Origin of the sequence: Aquipuribacter hungaricus (genome assembly GCF_037860755.1) — a bacterium.
Taxonomy (GTDB): domain Bacteria; phylum Actinomycetota; class Actinomycetes; order Actinomycetales; family JBBAYJ01; genus Aquipuribacter; species Aquipuribacter hungaricus.
The window spans coordinates 13,555-34,420 of the sequence record NZ_JBBEOI010000017.1; the positions used below are offsets into that span (position 1 = coordinate 13,555).

17 protein-coding genes and 1 pseudogene are annotated in these 20,866 nt (G+C 75.1%); 8 read left to right on the plus strand and 10 right to left on the minus strand.

Annotation, left to right across the window (positions count from 1 at the left end; translation table 11 throughout):
* Position 1: 1 nt before the first annotated feature.
* The 3 genes and pseudogenes from WCS02_RS04470 to WCS02_RS04475 form a co-directional block, all read right to left on the minus strand.
* A complete protein-coding gene (locus tag WCS02_RS04470) occupies positions 2-364 on the minus strand; it encodes a zinc-binding dehydrogenase (protein WP_340290317.1) in 363 nt (120 codons plus the stop codon).
* 5 nt (positions 365-369) lie between these two features.
* A pseudogene (locus WCS02_RS21150) lies at positions 370-969 on the minus strand (NAD(P)-dependent alcohol dehydrogenase); the annotation flags it as partial.
* A gap of 247 nt (positions 970-1,216) precedes the next feature.
* Entirely contained in the window at positions 1,217-2,143 is a 927-nt protein-coding gene (locus WCS02_RS04475; protein WP_340290320.1) for an NADP-dependent oxidoreductase, read from the minus strand.
* Between the two features lie 219 nt (positions 2,144-2,362).
* Between WCS02_RS04475 and WCS02_RS04480 the strand changes: the two genes are divergently transcribed.
* Positions 2,363-3,415 (plus strand): hypothetical protein, encoded by a 1,053-nt coding sequence (locus tag WCS02_RS04480; RefSeq protein WP_340290323.1) that lies wholly within the window; start codon positions 2,363-2,365, stop codon positions 3,413-3,415.
* Positions 3,416-3,523: 108 nt separating this feature from the next.
* On the opposite strand, the gene WCS02_RS04485 is transcribed toward WCS02_RS04480, so the two are convergent.
* Positions 3,524-3,694, minus strand: coding sequence for a hypothetical protein (locus WCS02_RS04485; RefSeq protein ID WP_340290326.1), 171 nt, complete (start codon positions 3,692-3,694; stop codon positions 3,524-3,526).
* Positions 3,695-3,834: 140 nt separating this feature from the next.
* On the opposite strand from WCS02_RS04485, the gene WCS02_RS04490 reads away from it, so the two are divergent.
* Positions 3,835-4,974: a DNA topoisomerase IB gene (locus WCS02_RS04490; protein ID WP_340290329.1), complete on the plus strand. Its 1,140-nt coding sequence runs from the start codon at positions 3,835-3,837 to the stop codon at positions 4,972-4,974.
* Here the strand turns inward: WCS02_RS04490 and WCS02_RS04495 are convergent.
* Complete coding sequence (locus tag WCS02_RS04495) at positions 4,971-5,636, minus strand: hypothetical protein (RefSeq protein ID WP_340290332.1); 666 nt, start codon at positions 5,634-5,636, stop codon at positions 4,971-4,973. The two genes, WCS02_RS04490 and WCS02_RS04495, sit on opposite strands and share 4 nt — an antisense overlap.
* 305 nt (positions 5,637-5,941) lie before the next feature.
* Between WCS02_RS04495 and WCS02_RS04500 the strand changes: the two genes are divergently transcribed.
* From WCS02_RS04500 to WCS02_RS04525, 6 genes are all read left to right on the plus strand, one after another.
* Positions 5,942-8,974, plus strand: a complete 3,033-nt coding sequence (locus WCS02_RS04500) for a S8 family serine peptidase (protein WP_340290335.1) — start codon at positions 5,942-5,944, stop codon at positions 8,972-8,974.
* Between the two features lie 153 nt (positions 8,975-9,127).
* On the plus strand, positions 9,128-10,195 hold the full coding sequence (locus WCS02_RS04505; RefSeq protein ID WP_340290337.1) for a LacI family DNA-binding transcriptional regulator: 1,068 nt from the start codon (positions 9,128-9,130) through the stop codon (positions 10,193-10,195).
* Positions 10,192-11,937 (plus strand): ribulokinase, encoded by a 1,746-nt coding sequence (locus WCS02_RS04510; RefSeq protein ID WP_340290339.1) that lies wholly within the window; start codon positions 10,192-10,194, stop codon positions 11,935-11,937. The genes WCS02_RS04505 and WCS02_RS04510 overlap by 4 nt, the downstream gene beginning before the upstream one ends.
* On the plus strand, positions 11,934-12,659 hold the full coding sequence (locus WCS02_RS04515) for an L-ribulose-5-phosphate 4-epimerase (RefSeq protein ID WP_340290340.1): 726 nt from the start codon (positions 11,934-11,936) through the stop codon (positions 12,657-12,659). The genes WCS02_RS04510 and WCS02_RS04515 overlap by 4 nt, the downstream gene beginning before the upstream one ends.
* Positions 12,656-14,167 (plus strand): L-arabinose isomerase, encoded by a 1,512-nt coding sequence (gene araA, locus WCS02_RS04520; RefSeq protein WP_340290343.1) that lies wholly within the window; start codon positions 12,656-12,658, stop codon positions 14,165-14,167. The genes WCS02_RS04515 and araA overlap by 4 nt, the downstream gene beginning before the upstream one ends.
* The gene (locus WCS02_RS04525) at positions 14,167-15,201 is read left to right on the plus strand and encodes an aldo/keto reductase (protein ID WP_340290346.1); all 1,035 of its coding nucleotides are present in this window, start codon (positions 14,167-14,169) and stop codon (positions 15,199-15,201) included. Before araA ends, WCS02_RS04525 begins: the two co-directional genes overlap by 1 nt.
* Positions 15,202-15,297: 96 nt before the next feature.
* Here WCS02_RS04525 and WCS02_RS04530 read toward each other — a convergent pair whose 3' ends face one another.
* The 5 genes from WCS02_RS04530 to WCS02_RS04550 all read right to left on the minus strand — a co-directional run bounded on the left by WCS02_RS04530 (position 15,298) and on the right by WCS02_RS04550 (position 20,420).
* Positions 15,298-16,440 (minus strand): ABC transporter substrate-binding protein, encoded by a 1,143-nt coding sequence (locus WCS02_RS04530; protein ID WP_340290349.1) that lies wholly within the window; start codon positions 16,438-16,440, stop codon positions 15,298-15,300.
* 52 nt (positions 16,441-16,492) lie between these two features.
* Positions 16,493-17,272, minus strand: coding sequence for an ABC transporter permease (locus tag WCS02_RS04535; RefSeq protein ID WP_340290352.1), 780 nt, complete (start codon positions 17,270-17,272; stop codon positions 16,493-16,495).
* Positions 17,269-18,108, minus strand: coding sequence for an ABC transporter ATP-binding protein (locus tag WCS02_RS04540; protein WP_376983757.1), 840 nt, complete (start codon positions 18,106-18,108; stop codon positions 17,269-17,271). Before WCS02_RS04540 ends, WCS02_RS04535 begins: the two co-directional genes overlap by 4 nt.
* Complete coding sequence (locus WCS02_RS04545; protein WP_340290355.1) at positions 18,105-19,070, minus strand: ABC transporter permease; 966 nt, start codon at positions 19,068-19,070, stop codon at positions 18,105-18,107. Before WCS02_RS04545 ends, WCS02_RS04540 begins: the two co-directional genes overlap by 4 nt.
* A 162-nt stretch (positions 19,071-19,232) precedes the next feature.
* Positions 19,233-20,420, minus strand: coding sequence for a hypothetical protein (locus WCS02_RS04550; RefSeq protein ID WP_340290357.1), 1,188 nt, complete (start codon positions 20,418-20,420; stop codon positions 19,233-19,235).
* Between the last annotated feature and the right edge of the window lie 446 nt (positions 20,421-20,866).

Sequence of the window (20,866 nt, forward strand, 5' to 3'; positions counted from 1 at the left end):
GCTAGCCGCGCCCCGCCCCCGGCGAGGGGTGGTCGCGGGAGCCTGTGGACGGCACCGTGAGCACCACCCGTCCGGCGGCGCGCCCGCTGGCCAGGTAGGCCATCGCGCCGGCGGCGTCGTGCAGCGGGAACGTCCGGTCGACGACAGGGCGCACGGCCCCCTCCTCCAGCAGCCGGGCGAGGTGCTCGAGCCGCTGGAGCCGGGGCGTCGAGCGGCCGGGCAGGTGCAGCTCGGGCGTGAACGGGGCCCGCACGACGAGCGCGAGGACCGACGGCATGCTGCCCAGCACCCGGTGCATGCCGGCGCCGTAGTGGTCGTGCCCGACGCGGACGTACGTCCCCCGGGCGCCACGACCTGCCGCCACTTCCGGAACGGCCGCGTGCTGGCCACGTCGACCACCACGTCCACAGGGGCGACGGCCGTCGGGTCCTCGGTCAGGTGGTCGACGACCTCGTGGACGCCGAGGCTGCGCAGCAGGTCGAGCGTGCCGGCCCGGTCGACGGCGACCACGCGTGGTGCTCCTAGCGCGAGCGCGAGCTGGACGACCCACAGCCCGAGCGCGCCGGCGGCGCCGTTGACCAGGACGGACTGCCCGGCACGGAAGCCGGCCTGGTCGCGCAGCACCTGGTACGCCAGCACCGCGGGCGTGCCCACGGCGGCCGCCTGCTCCGGGGTCAGCCCTGCGGGCGTGCGCACCAGGCCGTCCTCGGGCGCGGCCACCAGCTCGGCCCAGGCGCCGCCGTTGCGCCACTGGATGCCGCGCACCGTCTCGCCCATGACCGCGTCCCCGGGGCGGAACCGCGTCACCTCAGGCCCTATGGCCACGACGACCCCGGCGACGTCGGTCCCGGGGACGGGGCGGGACGGGCGCCGCGCGCCGCCGCCCATGAGCCGCAGCGCGTACGGCAGCCCGGTGAGCGTGTGCCAGACGTCGACGTGGACGGAGGTCGCCTGCACCCGGACGAGCACCTCGTCCGGCTTGGCACGGGAGCGTCGACCTCGGCCACGCGCAGCAGGTCCACCGGGCCGTACCGGTCCTGCGCGACTGCGTCCACGGGCGCCTCCTCCTCGGGGCCGGAGGACCCGCAGGACGAGGCTGCTCCTGCCGCGGCGCCCCGGACATGGGGGCAGCCCCCGTCGGTGGGCGGTACCCGGGACACCGAGGGCCCCGCACCGCCAGGACAGGCGGGTACGGGGCCCTCGGGCGGGTGGCGGGTCAGACGGTGACGACGACCTTGCCGCGCCCGTGCCCGGTCTCGGAGCGCCGGTGCGCCTCGGCGACGTCGGCCAGGTCGTACGTGCCGGCGACCTCGACGTGCAGGGACCCGTCGGCGACCAGGCGGGCGAGCTCGCCGAGCTGCGCGCTGTCCGGGCGGACGAAGACGTACCGACCGCCGCCGGCGAGGGCCTGCGCGCCGTCGGTGACCGTGACGACCCGGGAGGGGTCCTCGACCAGTGCGAAGGAGTCGGCGATGGCGTCGCCGCCGACCAGGTCGACCGCCGCCGTCACGGGCGCGCCGCCCAGCAGGTCGCGCACGCGCTCTTGCAGGCCGTCGCCGTAGGTCACCGGCTCGGCGCCGAGCGAGCGGAGGAAGTCGGCGTTGCCCTCCGACGCGGTGCCCAGGACGCGGGCGCCGCGGCTGACGGCGAGCTGGACAGCGAAGGCGCCCACCCCGCCGGCGGCGGCGTGGACGAGGACGGTGTCGCCCTCGCCGACGGCCACGGCCTCCAGGGCCTGCAGGGCGGTGAGCCCCGCCAGCGGGATGCCGCCGGCGACCTCGAAGCCGACCCCGTCGGGGAGCGGCGCCAGGTGCCGGACCGCCGCACGGACCAGCTCGGCGGTCGTGCCGTGCTGCACGTGGTCCTTGCGGACGTAGCCCAGGACCCGGTCGCCGACGGCGTAGTCCGTCACCGCGGGCCCGACGGCCTCGACGGTCCCGGCGACGTCCCACCCGGGCACGACCGGTAGGTGCGAGGGGAAGGCGTCCTGCAGGTAGCCCTGGCGGACCTTCCAGTCCACGGGGTTGACCCCGGCCGCGGCGACGCGGACGAGGACGTCGTCAGGGCCGGTCACGGGGTCGGGGAGCTCCCCGACCTGCAGGACGTCGGCGGATCCGTACTCGGTGTAGAAGGCTGCTCTCACCCCCCGCACAGGGCCGCCGGGACGCCCGGTATTCCTGCGGCGGAGCCGGTACCCGACGTGTCCTGACCGCGAGTGACCGACCGGTCACAGACGGCCCCGTGCGGCCATGTCATGTTCACCGACAGGTTGCGAAAGTGGTCCGAGCAAACCCTTGACCTTGCGACCCGCGACCGCGAGTGTTCACGCGTCCGTACTGCTCTGCTTCGAAGGGGTCACGAAGTGTCCACAAAGAAGGCCGCCCTCGTGGCGTCCGCAGCCCTGGCTGCAAGCTCGCTGTTCCTCGTCGCCCAGCCCGCCTCCGGCGCGCTGGTCACCACGTGCCGCGGCGCCGCCGGCGCCGTCACGGTCCCCGGGGACCTCGTCGTCCCGCGCAACGCGGACTGCACGCTGGTCGGCACCACGGTCACCGGCAACGTCAAGGTCGACGCCAACGCCGACCTCCTCCTGGAGGGCGCCACCGTCGGTGGCGAGATTTACGTGACCCGCAACGGCTACGTCGAGGCCTTCGGCGGCTCGACGGTCGACGGCCAGGTCCGCGGCCGCGACGCCTTCGGTGTCTTCGTCGAGGAGTCCAACATCGGCGGGAACGTCCTGCAGTCCAGCCCCAACACCACCGCCACGGAGCCCTTCACCTACCTGTTCTCCGCCGCCGTCGGCGGGGGCCTGGACTCCAGCGCCGGTGAGGTCATCATCGAGTCCACCGAGGTGGCCGGTGCCGTCTCCGCCCGCAACGGCGAGTACGCGGACATCATCGACTCGGTGCTCGGCGCGGGCCTCACGGTCCGCAACAACGCCTTCGGTGCCTTCGTCTGCGAGAGCGAGATCTACGGCGACTCGCTGTTCCGCGACAACAAGTCGACCCTGCAGATCGGCGGCAGCGGCGAGGCCGGCGCCTGCGACGGGGCCAGCTACTGGGGCGGCAACGTGACGTTCACCGGCAACACGGCGACCGACACGGGCTTCGACATCACCAACAACATCGTCGCGGGCAACCTGACCGGCTCGGGCAACGACCCGCTGCCGACGGGTGCGGGCAACCGTGTCCGTGGCGACATCACGCTCGAGTTCGCCGCGGCGGACGACGAGGGTGCGCGCGTGTCCCTGCAGAGCCAGTCGGCCGAGTCGGTCGAGACGGGCTCGGAGGCCGCCGTCGTCGTCGACGAGCGCGTCGCCGAGGTCACGGCCAAGGTCGAGAGCCGTCGTGCGTCCGCGCTCGCCGGTGCGGCCGCGGTCCCCAGCGCCCAGGCGCTGTCCCCGGCCCCCCAGGGCTGAGGAGCTCCACCAGCACCACCGGTCACATGACGACGGGCGGTCCGACCTCACGGTCGGGCCGCCCGTCGGCGTCTGCCCCGCAGCCCGGGACCAGGGTGGGGCGGTAGGTCAGCGCCGGCGGTCGGGGCGGACGGCCGAGCCGATGGCCCGCAGGCCGCGGGCGGCGCGCGACTGGGGTCCCCGCCGTGCCTCGACGACGTCGGCGACCTTCTTGAGGCCGGTGGCTGCCAGCGGGACGGCGACGGCCAGGACGGCCCAGCGGACGATTCGTGCGCGCATGCGTTCTCCTCGGGACGGGCGTACGGGACCGGACCGGCTCCGGACGTGACCGCCTGGAGGTACCCGGGCCCAGGAACCGCGAAACGACGGGGCCCGGCCCGGCCCGCATGGGGCGGACCACCGCCGGGTACCCGGCGCCCGTGCCCCGTCTGCGGCGGTCCCGCCCCTCCTCGCCCGGCCTCACCCGCCGGCGCGCCGGCTCGGGCTGGTCCTACCGGGACGAGCACGGCGACCGCGTCACCGACCCTGCCGTCCTCGAGCGCTGCCGCTCGCTGGTCATCCCGCCCGCGTGGCGGGACGTGTGGATCTGCCCGTGGCCCAACGGGCACCTGCAGGCCCTCGGCACCGACGACGCCGGGCGCCGGCAGTACCTGTACCACCCGGACTGGCGCGCGGCCCGCGACCAGGCCAAGCACCAGCGCGTGCTCGAGGTGGCGGCGCGGCTGCCCGAGGCCCGGCGCACCGTGGCCGAGCACCTGGGGCTCGGTGACATGTCCCGCCACCACGTCCTCGCCACCGCCTTCCGGCTCCTGGACCTGGGCCTGTTCCGGGTCGGCGGGGAGACCTACGCCACCGACAACGGGTCCTTCGGCCTGGCGACGGTCGAGCGCCGCCACGTCCGGGTCGGGGCCGAGGGCATCTCGTTCGACTACGTCGCCAAGTCCGGCAAGCGCCGCCGCATCGTCCTGCAGGACGAGCAGTGCGCCGCGGTCGTCCGCACCCTCAAGCGGCGCCGCGACAGCGGCGAGGACCTGCTCGCCTGGCGCGTCGTCGAGGGCGGCCGGACCCGCTGGCGGGACGTGACGAGCACCGACATCAACGACTACGTGCACGAGGTGGTCGGTCCCGGGACGAGCGCCAAGGACTTCCGGACCTGGCACGGCACGGTCCTGGCCGCCCGCGCCCTCGCGGTGGCCGGCCCCGCGGGGGAGATGTCTCGGACGGCGCGGACCCGGGCCGTCACCACCGTCATGCGCGAGGTGTCCGAGCACCTGGGCAACACCCCGACCGTGGCGCGCGCCTCCTACGTCGACCCCCGCGTGGTGGACCTGTGGGAGGACGGCATCACCGTCTCCCCGGTGGTCCGGGCGCTGGGTGCCGAGGGGGCCGCCGACGTCGCGCCGGGGGAGCGGTCGGAGGACGCGCAGGAGGCGCTGGAGCGGGCGGTCCTGGAGCTGCTCACCCTGCCGCCGCTCAAGGCCCAGGCCACCATCCGCAAGACCGCGCGGGCCGTCGCCGCCGGGCCGGTCGCCCGGCGGCGGGACCGCTCGGTCGCCTAGCCCGCCGCGGCGTCGGCCGCGCGCTGCACCTGCTCGACCTCGGCCTTCTCCTCCTCGCGCTCCTCGGCGCGGCGGCGGACGAACCCCATGCCGGGCAGGCCCTCGACCATGAGGCGCAGGTCCTGCACGGTGTCCAGCAGCGAGTGCACGTCCGGCCCCACGTGGTCCAGCTGGCGCAGCATCGGCAGGATGTCGCCCTCCACGCTCTGCAACAGCTCCGGCAGCCGGTCGACCAGGCCCTTGGCGGCGTCGACCTCCTGGGTGCCGAAGGCGTCGACCAGCTGCGTCACCGCGGGCAGGGCCTTGGCCGCGACGGGCTCGACCTGCACGAGCAGGCCGCCGGCGCGCTCGACGAGGCCCTGGGCGGAGTCGCGGGTCCGGGACGCCGCGGTGGCCACCCGGTCCACGTGCTCGACCTGCTCGGCGGCCGCCGAGCGCACGGCGTCGACGCCCGTGACGGCGCGCTCGGCGTCGGCGACGACGAGGTCGACGCGGGCCAGGAGGCCCTGGGCCTCGGTGGCGACGGTGTCGATGCGGGAGACCACGCCCTCGACGCGGCTGAGCAGCGCGTCGACCCGGCCGACGAGGCCGAAGGCGGTGCCCACGAGGTCGGTGCCGGAGCTCACGAGCTCGGACAGGAGGCGGTCGGGGCGCGGGATCATGATGTGCTCACACCCCGATGGTCCGCGGCGGGAACCACGATCTGCAACAACCCCTGCGCTCCTGCATCCCTGACCTGCGGTTCCCGCCGCGGACGAGGCTGGGGTACCCCCGGCCCGGCGCGCCAAACACCGCCCGGGCGGGGCCGGGCGGACCGGTCGACGGGGGCACGGCGGGCTGCCCGCCGGCGCGCCGTGTATTACGACCAGATAAACACAGTCATCCCCGTCTTGACTCTGCGGGGACCCTGACAGAGGGTGCGAGGGTCTGCCCGTCCACGGGCAGAGTCGAGAAGGAGTCCTGCCACGTGACAACCCACACCACCCGGGGACGGCGCGTCGTCGCCGTCCTCGCCGGCGCGGCCACCGCTGCCGCCGGTGCTGTCGCCGTCACCGCACCGGCGACCGCCGAACCCCTGCCGTACACCGACGGCAGCTACGTCGTCCTGCTCGACGACCCCGCGCTGGCCTCCTACACCGGTGGCATCCCCGGTCTCGAGGCGACCCGGCCCGGGGCGGGGGAGTCCGTCGACCTGACCGGCGCCGCCGCGAAGGAGTACGCCGGCTACCTCGCCGACACCCAGGCCGACCTGCTGGCCGCCGTGGACGCCGAGGCCACGTACACCTACCAGGTCGCCTTCAACGGCTTCGCGGCCGAGCTCGACGGCGCCCGCGCCACCAAGCTGGCCGGGCTGCCGGGCGTGCGCGCCGTGCTCCCGGACGAGGAGCGCTCCCTCGACACCGTGCAGACCCCGGACATCCTGGGCCTCACCGGCGACGACGGCGTGTGGGCGGACCTCGGCGGCACCGACGCCGCGGGCGAGGGCGTCGTGGTCGGCGTCGTCGACTCCGGCGTCTGGCCCGAGAACCCCTCCTTCGCGGGGGCGAGCCTGCGCCAGGGCAAGGCACCGCTCACCGACGGCAAGGGCCGCGCGGTCAGCCGCAACCCGCTCATGGGCAAGCCGTTCATCACGCCCGCGGGCGAGGTCGTCATGCGCAAGGCCGACGGCACCCTGTTCCGCGGGGCCTGCCAGACCGGCGAGGCCTGGGACTCGGCGACGCTGTGCAACGACAAGCTCATCACCGCCCGCTACTTCGCCGACAGCTTCCTGCGGACCGTGCCGGCCGCGAACCGGGCCGAGTTCGAGTTCATCTCCGCGCGCGACGGCGACGGCCACGGCTCCCACACCGCCTCCACGGCGGCCGGCAACGACGGCGTGCCGATGAGCATCGACGGCCAGGACCTGGGCGAGGGCTCGGGCATGGCGCCCGGCGCCAAGCTCGCCGTCTACAAGGTGTGCTGGGAGGACGACGACCCGGACACCGGCGGCTGCTACACCGCGGACTCGGTCAAGGCGATCGACCAGGCCGTCAAGGACGGCGTCGACGTCCTCAACTTCTCGATCTCCGGCTCCACCACGACGGTCGTCGACGCGGTCGAGCTGGCGTTCTACAACGCCGCCAACGCCGGCGTCTTCGTCGCCGCCTCGGCCGGCAACTCCGGCCCCGGCGCCTCGACCGTCGCGCACAACAGCCCGTGGGTGACCACGGTCGCCGCCACGACGTTCAAGCGCGACGAGGCCACCGTCCTGCTCGGCGACGGCACCCGTCACAAGGGCGCCTCCGTCACCCGCACCGGTCTGCCGTCCTCGCCTCTCGTGCTGTCGACCGCGGCCCTGCTCGCCGGCCGGCCCGCCGAGGAGGCGCGCCTGTGCTACCCCGGCGCCCTCGACCCCGCCGTCGTCACCGGCACCGTCGTGGTCTGCGACCGCGGCGTCACCGACCGGGTCTCCAAGTCCGCGGCCGTCAGGGCCGCCGGCGGTATCGGCATGGTCCTCACCAACACCGCGCCGGGCAGCCTCGACCCCGACTTCCACGCGGTCCCCACGGTCCACGTCGACGAGGTCGCCGGTGCGGCGATCAAGGCGTACGTGCGCAGCACCGCCGGCGCCACGGCGGCCCTCGAGGCCGGCGACACGACCGGCGGCACGCCCACGCCGGTCCCGCAGGCCGCGGGCTTCTCCTCGCGCGGCCCGGCGCTGTCCAGCGGCAGCGACCTGCTCAAGCCCGACATCACCGCGCCCGGCGTGGCGGTCGTCGCGGCCTACGCGCCCGGCGCCACCGGCAACAGCTTCAACGCCATCTCGGGCACCTCGATGTCCAGCCCGCACGTCGCCGGCCTGGCCGCGCTCGTGCTCGGCGAGAACCCGCTCTGGCACCCCAGCGTCGTCAAGTCCGCGATGATGACCACCGCGGTCGACATCCTCGGCGCGGACGGTGCCCCCGCCACCGACCCGTTCGCCCAGGGCGCCGGGTTCGTCAACCCGTCCTCGATGTTCTCGCCGGGGCTCGTGCTGCCGGCCGACGAGGACGACTGGGGCGGCTTCTACGCCGGCCAGGGGCTGCAGCTCGGCGACACCGGCGAGGAGTTCGAGCCGGTAGAGCCGTCGGACCTCAACTACCCCTCGGTCGCCATCGGCCAGCAGGCCGGCCCGCAGACCGTGACGCGCACGTTCCAGGCCCTGCAGGCCGGGACCTGGACGGTCGACGCGGACGTGCCCGGCTACGAGGTGAGCAGCTCGGTCGCCACGGTGACCGGGAACGCGGGCGGGAAGAGGACCACCTCCGTCGACTTCACGTTCACCCGCACCGACGCCGACCTCGCGCAGTTCGCCACCGGCTTCATCACCCTGACCGGGCCCACCACGGTCCGGATGCCGGTCGCCCTGCGCCCGGTCTCCGTCGCCGCCCCGGCCGAGGTGGAGGCCGCCGTCGCCGACGGCTCCGTCGAGATCACGGTCACCGCCGGCTTCGACGGCGAGCTCGACCTCACCTCGCAGGGCCTCGCCGAGGGCGTCACCCGCACGGGGACCATCGCGGCCACGGTGCGCTCGGCGTCGGTCTCCGAGGTCCCGGCCGGGACGTCGCTGGCCCGGTTCGACCTGGACTCGGCCGACGACGCCGGGGACTTCGACCTGGTCGTCTACCGGATGAACGACGCCGGCACCGCCCTGGTCGCGGTCGCCGGTCAGTCCGCGACCGGTGCCGCCGACGAGCGGGTCGACCTGCTCGACCCCGCCCCGGGGCTGTACTACTCGGTGGTCGAGAACTACGCCAACGCCCCCGGCGCGACCACCGGTGCGTTCTCGTTCACGACCTACGCGGTGACCCCGTCGACCACGCTCGGCGGGTTCACCACCGAGCCCGGGTCGCTCACGGTCACCGCCGGCGAGGACGCCACGTACGACGCGGTCTGGTCCGGGCTCGAGCCCGGCTCCCGCTACCTCGGCTGGGTCGCCTACGAGGGCGCGCTCGCACCCACGGTGGTGACGGTCGGCTGACCCCTCCCGTCCCGCACGCCGCGGCCCCCCGTCCTGCTGGGCGGGGGGCCGCGGCGTCGGTGGCGGTCGTGGCGCGCAGCCCTCGTGCGCTGCTATGTTCACGTTCACATCAGGGGCCGGCAGCCCCGACCGGACGACACGACGAGGTGCCGTATGAGCAGCACGAGCCGCCCCGCGGCGCCGGGGCTGCACGACGTCGCCCGCCTGGCGGGGGTCTCGCACCAGACCGTCTCCCGCGTGCTCAACGACCGCCCCCACGTCAGGCCCGACACCCGGGCGCGGGTGGAGCGCGCGGTCGCCGAGCTCGGCTACCGCCCCAACGTCGCCGCGCGGACGCTGGTCACCCGGCGCGCGACCACGCTCGGCATCGTCGCCGTCCGCACCACGTACTTCGGCCCCGCCAGCCTGCTGGCCGCCATCGAGCAGGCCGCGCGCGCCGAGGGGTGGTTCGTCAGCATCGTCGCCCTGCAGGACCTCGACGGTCCCGCGCTGGCCGGCGCGCTCGACCAGCTGCAGCAGCTCGCGGTCGCGGGCGTCGTCGTCATCGCCCCGCAGCGCTCGGCCGCCCAGGAGCTGCGCGAGCGGCCGCCCGTGGTCCCGGTCGTCGCCGTCGACGGCGGGCTCGAGGCCGACCTGCCGGTGGTCTGCGTCGACCAGGCCGCCGGGGCGCGCGTGCTCACCGAGCACCTGCTGGGCCTCGGGCACCGCACGGTGCACCACGTCGCCGGCCCCGAGGGCTGGCTCGACGCCGAGCAGCGTGTCGCCGGCTGGTCGGGCGCGCTGCAGGACGCCGGGGCCCCCGTGCCCCCGACCGTCCGGGGGGACTGGACCCCGGCGTCGGGGTACGCCGCCGGCCTGGCGCTCGCCGTCGACCCCGAGGTCACCGCCGTCTTCGCCGGCAACGACCAGATGGCCCTCGGGGTGGTCCGGGCGCTGCAGGCCTGCCGCCGGCGCGTGCCGCAGGACGTCAGCGTCGTCGGCTTCGACGACGTGCCCGAGGCCGAGTTCGTCGGTCCCGGCCTGACGACCATCCACCAGAACTTCGCCGAGGTCGGCCGCCGGAGCATCCGGCACCTGCTGGCCCTCGTCCACGGCGGGCAGGCGCCGCCGGACGGCGTCGTCGCCCCCGAGCTCGTCGTCCGCGACAGCACCGGCCCCCCACCAGCCCACGCACCCCACCGCACAGCCCCAGGACCGCACGAGAGGACCAGCGCACCATGAGCGAGCACAGCACGGGGGCACCCCCCGTCGAGCAGGACCAGGACACCTACGTCGTCGGCGTCGACTACGGCACCCTCAGCGGCCGCGCCGTCGTCGTCCGGGTGCGCGACGGCGCCCAGCTCGGCACCGCCGTCACGCCGTACGCCCACGAGGTCATGGAGCGCGAGCTCGCCCCGACCGGTGCCGCGCTGCCGCCGGACTGGGCGCTGCAGGTCCCCCAGGACTACGTGGCGGTGCTCAAGGAGTCCGTGCCGGCCGCGCTCGCGGCCTCCGGCGTCGACCCCTCGCGGGTGGTCGGGATCGCCACGGACTTCACCGCGTGCACCGTGCTGCCCGTCCTGGCCGACGGCACCCCGCTGTGCGAGGTCGAGGGCTTCGAGGACCGGCCCCACGCCTACGTCAAGCTGTGGAAGCACCACGCCGCCCAGTCCCACGCCGACCGGATCAACGAGCTCGCGCACGCCCGCGGCGAGTCCTGGATCGGCCGCTACGGCGGGAAGATCTCCAGCGAGTGGGAGTACGCCAAGGCGCTGCAGCTGCTCGAGGAGGACCGCGAGGTCTACGACCGGATGGACGCCTGGGTCGAGGCGGCCGACTGGATCGTCTGGCAGCTGTGCGGCAGCTACGTCCGCAACGCCTGCACGGCCGGCTACAAGGGGATCTACCAGGACGGGCAGTACCCGTCGCGCGACTACCTGGCCGCGCTGCACCCCGACTTCGCCTCCTTCGCCGAGGACAAGCTCGACGCCACGATCGGCCAGCTCGGCGAGCGCGCCGGCGGGCTCACCGCGGAGGCCGCTGCCTGGACCGGGCTGCCCGAGGGCATCGCCGTCGCCGTCGGCAACGTCGACGCCCACGTCACCGCCCCGGCCGCGCAGGCCGTCGGCCCCGGCCAGATGGTCGCGATCATGGGCACGTCCACCTGCCACGTCATGAACTCCGACGTCCTCGCCGAGGTCGACGGGATGTGCGGTGTCGTCGAGGGCGGCATCAGCCCCGGCGCCTACGGCTACGAGGCCGGCCAGAGCGGCGTCGGCGACATCTTCGGCTGGTTCGTCCGCAGCCAGGTCCCCGCGTCCTACGAGGCGGCCGCCCAGGCCGCCGGCCAGGACGTCCACGAGCACCTCACCAGCCTGGCCGCGGCCCAGGAGGTCGGGCAGCACGGCCTCGTGGTGCTGGACTGGCACAACGGCAACCGGTCGGTCCTCGTCGACCACTCCCTGTCCGGCGTCGTCGTCGGCCAGACGCTGCAGACCCAGCCCGAGGACACCTACCGGGCCCTGCTCGAGGCGACGGCCTTCGGTACCCGGACCATCGTCGAGGCCTTCGAGGCCGCCGGCGTCGCGGTGACCGAGCTCGTCGTCGCGGGCGGGCTGCTCAAGAACCCGCTGCTCATGCAGATCTATGCCGACGTGTGCCGCCGGCCGCTGAGCCTGCTCGACGTCGACCAGGGCCCTGCCCTGGGCTCGGCCATCCACGCCGCGGTCGCGGCGGGGGAGTACCCGGACGTCCACGCGGCCTCCGCGGCGATGGGCAAGGTCGTCCGCGGCGCCTACACGCCGGACCCGGCGCGCGCCGACGCCTACGACGAGCTGTTCGCGGAGTACACGCTGCTCCACGACTACTTCGGCCGCGGCGGCAACGACGTCATGAAGCGGCTGCGCGCCCTGCGGACGAGGGCGCACGGCGCCCGCACCCCGGACGCTGTCGTCGTCGACGAGGTCGAGGCGGCGGTCCGGTGAGCACCGCCGAGCTGCTGCAGACGCTGCGCCGCCAGGTCTCCGACCTGCACCGCGAGCTGGTCCGCTACGACCTCGTCGCCTGGACGGCCGGGAACGTGTCCGGCCGCGTCCCGGGCGAGGACCTCATGGTCATCAAGCCCAGCGGGGTCTCCTACGACGACCTCACGCCGGAGTCGATGATCGTCTGCGACCTCGACGGCACGGTGGTCGAGGGCGACCTCAGCCCGTCCAGCGACACCGCGGCGCACGCCTACGTGTACCGCCACATGCCCGACGTCGGCGGGGTGGTGCACACCCACTCCACGTACGCGGCGGCCTGGGCGGCGCGCGCCGAGCCGGTGCCGTGCGTGCTCACCGCCATGGCCGACGAGTTCGGTGGGCCGATCCCGATCGGGCCGTTCGCCCTCATCGGCGACGACTCCATCGGCCGCGGCATCGTCCAGACCCTCCAGGGGCACCGCTCGCCCGCGGTGATCATGCAGAACCACGGCGTCTTCTCCATCGGCAAGGACGCCCGCGCGGCCGTCAAGGCGGCCGTCATGTGCGAGGACGTGTCGCGCAGCGTCCACCTCGCGCGGGTGCTCGGGCCCGTCGTGCCGATCGCCCAGGCCGACATCGACAGGCTGTACGACCGCTACCAGAACGTCTACGGGCAGCAGCCCACGGACGCCCCCCCGACCGAGGACGAGGCCGTCCCCGCCGCACCGAAGGAGCACGCATGAGCAGCCCGCTGCAGTCCCCCGAGCGGGAGGTCTGGTTCCTCACCGGGAGCCAGGGCCTGTACGGCCCGGAGACCCTCGACCAGGTCGCCGAGCAGTCCCGCGCCATCGCCGAGGAGCTCGGCGCCAGCCCGGAGATCGCCGTGCGCGTGGTGTGGAAGCCGGTGCTCACCGACTCCGACGCCATCGAGCGCGTCGCCATGGAGGCCAACGCCGACCGCGCCTGCGTCGGGGTCATCGCCTGGATGCACACGTTCTCGCCCGCGCGGATGTGGATCGCCGGGCTGGACGCGCTGCGCACCCCGCTGCTGCACCTGCACACGCAGGCCAACGTGTCGCTGCCGTGGCAGACGATCGACATGGACTTCATGAACCTCAACCAGGCCGCCCACGGCGACCGGGAGTTCGGCTACATCCAGACCCGGCTCGGCGTGGTCCGCAAGACCGTCGCCGGCCACGTCAGCGACCCCCGCGTGCAGCAGCGCGTCGGGGTGTGGACCCGGGCCGCCTGCGCCTGGGCCGAGGGCCGCTCGCTGCACCTGGCGCGCTTCGGCGACACCATGCGCGACGTCGCCGTCACCGAGGGGGACCGGACCGAGGCGCAGTGGCGCTGGGGCGTCACGGTCAACGGCTACGCCGTCACCGACCTGGCCGCCGCCGTCCACGACAGCGCGGACGCCGACGTCGACACCCTGGTCGCGGAGTACGAGGACCTCTACGACGTGGCGCCGGAGCTGCGCCGCGGCGGGGAGCGCCACGACGCGCTGCGGTACTCCGCGGCGATCGAGCTGGGCCTGCGCCGGATGCTGGAGGAGTCCGGCAGCCGCGCGTTCACGTCGAACTTCGAGGACCTCGCGTCGCTGCGGCAGCTGCCCGGCATGGCGGTCCAGCGGCTCATGGCCGACGGATACGGCTTCGCGGGCGAGGGCGACTGGAAGACCGCCGCCCTGCTCCGCCTGCTCAAGGTCGCCAGCGAGGGCCGCCCCGGCGGCACCTCGTTCATGGAGGACTACACGTACCACCTGGGCCCGGGCCCGCAGCGGATCCTCGGGGCGCACATGCTCGAGGTGTGCCCGACGATCGCCGCCGGCACCCCCCGCGTGGAGATCCACCCGCTCGGCATCGGCGGCAAGGAGGACCCGGTCCGCATGGTGTTCTCCGCCGTCACCGGCCCCGGCGTGGTCGCCGGCCTGTCCGACATGGGCGACCGGTTCCGCCTGGTCGCCAACGAGGTCACCCTCGTCGAGCCGGACGAGCCGCTGCGCTCGCTGCCCGTCGCGTGCGCGGTGTGGGAGCCGCACCCCGACCTCGGCACCTCCGCCGAGGCCTGGATCATGGCCGGCGCCCCGCACCACACGGTGCTGTCGACCGCGATCACCGTCGAGGAGATCCATGACCTCGCCGAGCTGGCCCGCACCGAGCTCGTCGTCATCGACAAGGACACGACGCCCCGCGGCTTCGCCAAGGAGCTCCGCTGGAACGCCGCGGCCCTGTCGGGCGGGTACCGCTGATGCGCTACCGCACCCTGGGCGGCAGCGGCTGCTCGGTCTCCGTGCTCGCGCTGGGGACCATGACGTTCGGCCGCGAGACGGACGAGGCGGGCTCGGTCGAGCAGCTCGACGCGTTCGTCGCGGCGGGCGGCACGTTCGTCGACACCGCCGACGTGTACTCCGGCACCGAGTCTGAGGCCATCGTCGGGCGCTGGCTCGCCTCGGCCCCCGCCGAGGTCCGTTCCCAGGTCGTGCTCGCGACCAAGGGGCGCTTCCCCACCGGCCCGGGCCCCAACGACCTGGGCCTGTCGCGCCGGCACCTGCAGACCGCGCTCGACGCGTCGCTGCGACGGCTGCAGGTGGAGACCGTGGACCTGTACCAGGTGCACGCCTGGGACGCGCTGACCCCGGTCGAGGAAACCCTCCGCTTCCTCGACGACGCGGTGTCGGCGGGCAAGATCCGCTACGTCGGGCTGTCCAACTACACGGGCTGGCAGCTCACCAAGGCCGTGGAGCGGAGCCGGCAGCACGGCTGGGCGCCGCCGGTCACACTGCAGCCGCAGTACAACCTGCTCGCCCGCGAGATCGAGTGGGAGGTCGTGCCTGCCTGCCTGGACGCCGGTCTCGGCCTGCTGCCGTGGTCGCCGCTGGGCGGCGGGTGGCTGACCGGCAAGTACACCCGCGGCTCGCGCCCGGAGGGGGAGACCCGTCTCGGCGAGAACCCGGAGGCCGGTGTCGAGGGCTGGTCGCGGCGCTCGTCGGTCGAGCGCACCTGGGACGTCGTGGACGCGGTCCGCGAGGTCGCGGCGGCGCACGACGTGCCGATGGGGCAGGTGGCGCTGGCGTGGCTGCTCGGCCGGCCCGCGGTCACCTCGGTCATCCTCGGCGCCCGGACCACGGCGCAGCTGACCGAGAACCTCGGCAGCGTCGACCTGGAGCTCACCGAGGACGAGGTCGCCCGGCTCGACGCCGCCAGCGACCCCGAGGTGGGGGACTACCCCTACGGCGAGCCCGGCGTGCAGCAGCGGCACCGGAAGATCGAGGGCGGGCGCTGACGCGACCGGCCGTCCCGACCAGCTGAGGGCGGGGTCCCTCCCCGGCACGCCGCGCGTGCCGGGGCGCGACCCCGCCCTCGTCCGTGGGTCAGGGGGTCACTCGCCGCCCTCGGCCAGCTCGACCACGCCCTTCTCGAAGTCCTCGCCGCGGACGTCGAGGCCCTCCTCCTCCAGAGCCGCCACGGCCGCCTCGGCGAAGCTGCTGTCGTACACGTCGTCGCCGACCTCGGCGCCCTCGAGCTCCGGGATCTGCGTGGTCGCGACCTCGACGGTCTGCGCCCACGCGGCCGGGTCCATGACGCCGATGCCCTGCGGCGACGGCCAGATGAGCGCGTTGACCTCGTTGAGCTGCCACGCCTGGTGGCTCGCGCCCAGCGTCGGGCCGGCGTCCAGGACGTGGTCCAGGCACGCGTCGCCCTCGTCCCGGCAGAACACCCAGCCCTTGGCGGTCCCGCGCAGGAACGCCTCGATGGTGTCGCCCTCGCTCGCGGCGTAGTCCTCGGTGACCCACAGGGAGTCCTGGAGCATGGCCGTGCCGACCTCGTTGAAGTCGATGACGGTGAAGTCCTCGGGCGTGTACAGCTCGCCGGTCTCGGGGTCGACCGCCTCGAGCAGCTGCGCGTACTCGTTGTAGACCATGGCCTCCGCGGCGTCGAGCTCGCCGGACAGCAGCCCCTCCATGTCGAAGTTCTGGGCGACGAGCTCGACGTCGGACAGCCCGGCCTGCTCGATGGCGGCCGTCAGCTCGTACTCGTTGCCGAAGCCCCAGTTGCCGACCGTCTTCCCGGCCCAGTCCTCGGGCGCCTCGATGCCGTCCTCGGCCCGGCTCACCATGAGGGTGCCGGAGCGCTGGTACACCTGCCCGACGTTGACCAGACCGGCGTCCTCGGTGTTGCTCACCAGCGCCTTGGGCACCCACGCGATGCCGAACTCGGCGCCGCCGGTGGCCACGACCTGCTGCGGGACGATGTCCACCGCGCCCTCGATGATCTCGACGTCGAGGCCCTCCTCCTCGTAGAAGCCCTCGGCGACGGCGGCGTAGTAGCCGGCGAACTGGGCCTGGGCGAACCACTGCAGCTGCAGGCTGACGGGGGTGAGCTCGTCGCCCGCCGCCCCGCTCGCGTCGCTGCCGGCCTCGGCGGGCTCGTCGGTGTCGCCCCCGCCGCAGGCGGCCAGGGCGAGCGAGGCGACGGCGGCCAGGGCGACGACCTGGCCGAGCGTGCGAGAGCGTGCTGTCACGTGGGACCTCCGGGGTGGCGGGGCAGGTAGGGGACCGTGCGGGCCCGGCGGCTCACGCCGCGGACCGGACCGAGACGTGCCAGGGCATCGTGCGGCGCTCCAGGAGGACGACCGCCACGTACAGCGCGATGCCGAAGCACGAGGCGAGGACGATGGCCGCCCAGGCGTCGGGGAACTGGAAGAGGGCCGCCTTGCTGGTGATGTACTGCCCGAGCCGGTCCTGCGGGCCGCCGAAGTACTCCTTGACGATCGCCCCGATGAGGCTGAGCGGGGCGGCGACCTTGAGCGCGGAGAACAGGAACGGCAGCGCGGTCGGCAGCTGCAGGCGCAGCAGGTCGGAGCGGCGGCTGCTGGCGTAGGAGGCCATGAGCTCGCGCTGCGACGTCGTCGACGACAGCAGCCCGCGGAGCATGTTGATCATCACGGGGAAGAAGACGAGGACCGCGACCACCCCGACCGTCCCGAACGGGTTGAGCAGGCCGAACCAGGCGTTGGCGACCGGGGCCAGGACGATGATCGGCATGGAGTTCAGCGCCACGGCCAGCGGCAGGGCGCCGCGCCTGACGCCCGCCCAGCGTGCCGAGGCGAAGGCGGCCAGCACGGCGAGCACGGACCCGAGCAGCAGCCCGCCGACCGCTCCGGCGAAGGTGGCCAGCCCGGCCGTGCCCAGGGTCGGCCACTCCTCCACCATCGCGAGCACCACCCGCGACGGGGCCGGCAGGACGAACGACGGCACCCCGCCCAGACGGAGGGCGACCTCGAGCACGACCAGCGTGCCGACGAAGAGCACGAGCGCCGGCGCGGCCGCCCGCAGCCTCGTCGTGGTGCTCACGCGGGCGCCGGTCCCGCCGCGGCGCGGGAGAGCGCGTCGACGTGGCGCAGGGCGTCCCGCACCCGCGTCGTCAGCTCGAAGAAGTGCTGCTCCTCGCGCGTGCCGTCGTCGCGCTCGCGGGGCAGGTCGACGTCCACGACCTCGGCGATCCGGCCGGGCCGCGGCGACATGACGACCACCCGGGTCGACAGGAAGACCGCCTCGGGGATGGAGTGCGTGACGAAGACGATGGTCGTGCCGCTGTCGCGCCAGATCTGCAGCAGCTCGGCCTGCATCCGCTCGCGGGTCATCTCGTCCAGGGCACCGAACGGCTCGTCCATGAGCAGGATCGCGGGCCGGAACGCCAGCGCCCGGGCGATCGCCACGCGCTGCTGCATCCCGCCGGACAGCTGCCAGGGGTAGGCGTCGGCGAAGTCCCCGAGCCCGACCAGGCGGAGCATCTCCAGCGCACGGGCACGTCGCTCCGCCTTCGCGACGCCCATGATCACCAGCGGCAGCTCGACGTTGGCGGCGACCTTGCGCCAGTCCAGCAGCGTCGCGGCCTGGAAGACCATCCCGTACCGCCGGCCGAGGCGGGCCTGCGCGGCGGTGCCGCCGTTGACCTGCAGCTCGCCGGAGGTGGGGACGAGCAGGTCCGCGAGCAGCCGCAGCAGCGTGGACTTGCCGCAGCCGGACGGGCCGATGAGGGACACGAGCTCGCCGGGGGCGACGGTGAGGTCGATGCCCTCCAGCGCGGTGACCGGCCGGGGGCCGCCGGCGCCGAAGACCATGCCGACGTCGCGCAGCCGCAGCGCCGGGGTGCCGGCCGGGGTGCCGGCGGCGGGGACGGCGCTCACCGGGCGCCCGCCGCGACGGGGGCTGCGGGGGCGGTGGGGATCACGGGCACGAGCGTGGTCATGGCGACGGTCTCCGTCGGGTCGTCGTGGCGGAGCGGGGCGGGGACGACGAGCCGCTCGACGAGGGCCACGAGGCCGACGAAGACGATGCCGAGCAGCGCGGACACGAGCACCGAGGCGAACAGCTTCTCGGGGGCGGCGGAGAAGCTCGACGCGAAGCCGAGGATCGCCCGGCCGAGGCCCTCCGACTGCCCGGCCGGCAGCTCGCCGACGATGGCGCCGATGATCGACGCGGTCGCGGCGATGCGCAGGGCCGGGAACAGGTAGGGCAGCGCAGCGGGCAGCTGGAGCTGCAGCAGGACCGTGCGGGGCGGGGCGGCGTAGGAGCGCATGAGCTCCGTGGCGGTGGCGGCGGGGGAGCGCAGGCCGCGGACGGCGCCGATGGTCACCGGGTAGAAGCTGAGGTACGCCGAGACGAACGCGACCGCGCACCACGTCGGCAGCCCGGCCCGCCCGCCCCAGATGACGACGATCGGGGCGATGGCGAGGATCGGCACGGTCTGGCTGCCGATGACGTAGGGCAGCAGGCTCCGCTCGGCGAGCCTCGACCGGACCAGCAGGACGGCGACCAGCAGGCCGACGACCGAGCCGACGACGAAGCCGACGAGCGCGATCCGCCAGGTGAACAGCGCCGCCTGGAGCAGGATCGTGCCGAGCAGGTCCTCGCCGCCGCGGCGGGCGGGGGCGAACAGGACGGCGACGATCTCCCAGACGTGGGGCATCGAGCGGTCGTCGGGACGCACCGGCAGGCGGACCCCGGTGCCGGGCCACACCCCGCCGAGCGCCTGGCCGACGGCCTTGTAGCCCTCCCACAGCAGGGCGCCGACGAGCAGCAGGGCGGCGACGGAGCCGCCGGTCCGCAGGGCGGTGCCGGCGCCCGCCGGAGGTCTGCTGGCTGCCACGGCGTCAACCTGTCGCAGCCGGTGCGCCGTGACAAGGTCCCCGAGGTTCCATTCGTGTGACGGCTGGTCCCGGCTTCGACGCCGGGCCCGCGGACGGGCCGGTCGGGTCAGCGCGGGACGCGTGCGGGGGACCGTGCCGTATCGGGCCGGGTCGGCCCGTGCTCAGCCGACGTGGACGACGCCGCCGGAGAAGTAGGGGTCGGTGCGGCGGACGAGCCCGTCGTCGCCGCGCCGGTAGCCGGCGCTGAGGCCGAGCCGCCAGTCGCAGCGGTCGTCGAGCGCGGGGGACAGGCTGGGGGCGCCGAAGCGTTCGGCGTCGACGGCTACCAGCAGCTCGGCGGCGGGCCTGGCCCGGGTCTCGTCCCGGGCGTGGGCGCGCGCGGTCGTCACCAGGACCTCGCGGGGGCCGGGCGCGTCGCCGGGGCGCGGGGTGCCGGTGAGGACGTCGGCGTGGGGCAGGTGCTCGCGGAGCGCGTCGGCCCACACCGTGACGTCCTGGCGGCGGGGGGCCACCACGACGACCGGCCGGCCGCGGCCGGCGACGTGGTGCAGCGCGGCGACGCCGAGCAGGAGGCGCTGCCGGTCGTCCGCGGCCACGACGACGCCGCGGCCGCCGGCGAGCACCCACTGCTGGAGGGCGAGCAGGCCGGCCTCGTCGAGCCCGACCTCCTCGGCCGAGGCGACGAACGCGTGCGAGGCGGCGGTGCCCAGGCGCGTCGCGCGCCGGGCGAGGTCGTCGGCGTGGTCCTGCAGGACGGCGCGGGTGACGCCGAGCAGACCGGCGGCCGGGCGTGCGCGCACCTCGGTGCGCAGCAGGGCGACCTCCTCGCGCAGGAGCACCGTCTCCGACCGGTGGCCGACGAGCAGCTCGGCGAGCAGACCGCGCGTGGCGGCGAGCTCGCCGGCGAGGAGCTCGACGGCGCGGGTGGCCGGGTCCGAGGGGGTGGTCGGGGCGCTCGTGGCGGTGGGGGCCACGGCGGTCGGGGTGGTGGTGGTCGGGGTGGTGGTGGTCGGGGTGCTGGCGGTCGACGTGATGGCGGGGTCGGCAACCGCGCCACCGGCCGGACCTGTCGGCGCGGTGACCGACTGCGTGGGGATCGAGGTGGCCGGCTGACGGGCGGGAGCGGAGGTCGCCACGTCCGTCGTGCGCGGGACGGGCGGAGCGGCCGGCGTCGGGATCGACGTCGGGGCGACGGGCTGCGCGGGGGCCGGCGCGGTGAGCCCCGGCGCGGTCCGTGCCGGCACGCCGGCGGCAGCCAGCCGGCCCTGGGCGACAGCACCGAGGAACGTCGCCGGCGAGGAGACGCCGGCGGGGAGGCCGGGCGCCTGTGCCGCTGCCCCGCCGGTCACGGCGGGCGCAGCAGCTGGCGGACGAGGAGTACCGGACGTCGCGGCCGCGATCGCCTCGGCCGCCGTGAGGGGCGGGGCTGCCGGCAGGGGGAAGACCGGCGGCACGGAGGGTCGTGTCCCGGCCGCGGGACGAGGCGCCCCTGCCGACGGCCCGGGTCGCGCGACACCGGGAGGCGAGGGACGGGGACCGCCCGGGGGAGGCCCGGGACGGGGTGCGACGGCACCAGGCGTGCTGCGCGCCGCCGCCGAGGACTGGACGTCCGAGGTCCGGAGGGCGCCGGGCGCAGGGGCCGGCGCGTCCGTGGCCGGGCGGGGAGAGCCCGGGGGAGCCGGTACAGGCCGGCCGGTCGACGACATGCTCAGCGACTGGCCGCCGGTGCTCAGCGGACGCGCTGCGCCCGCGGGCCCGTCGGACGGGGCGCTCCGAGGGGCGGGGGTGCGGACCG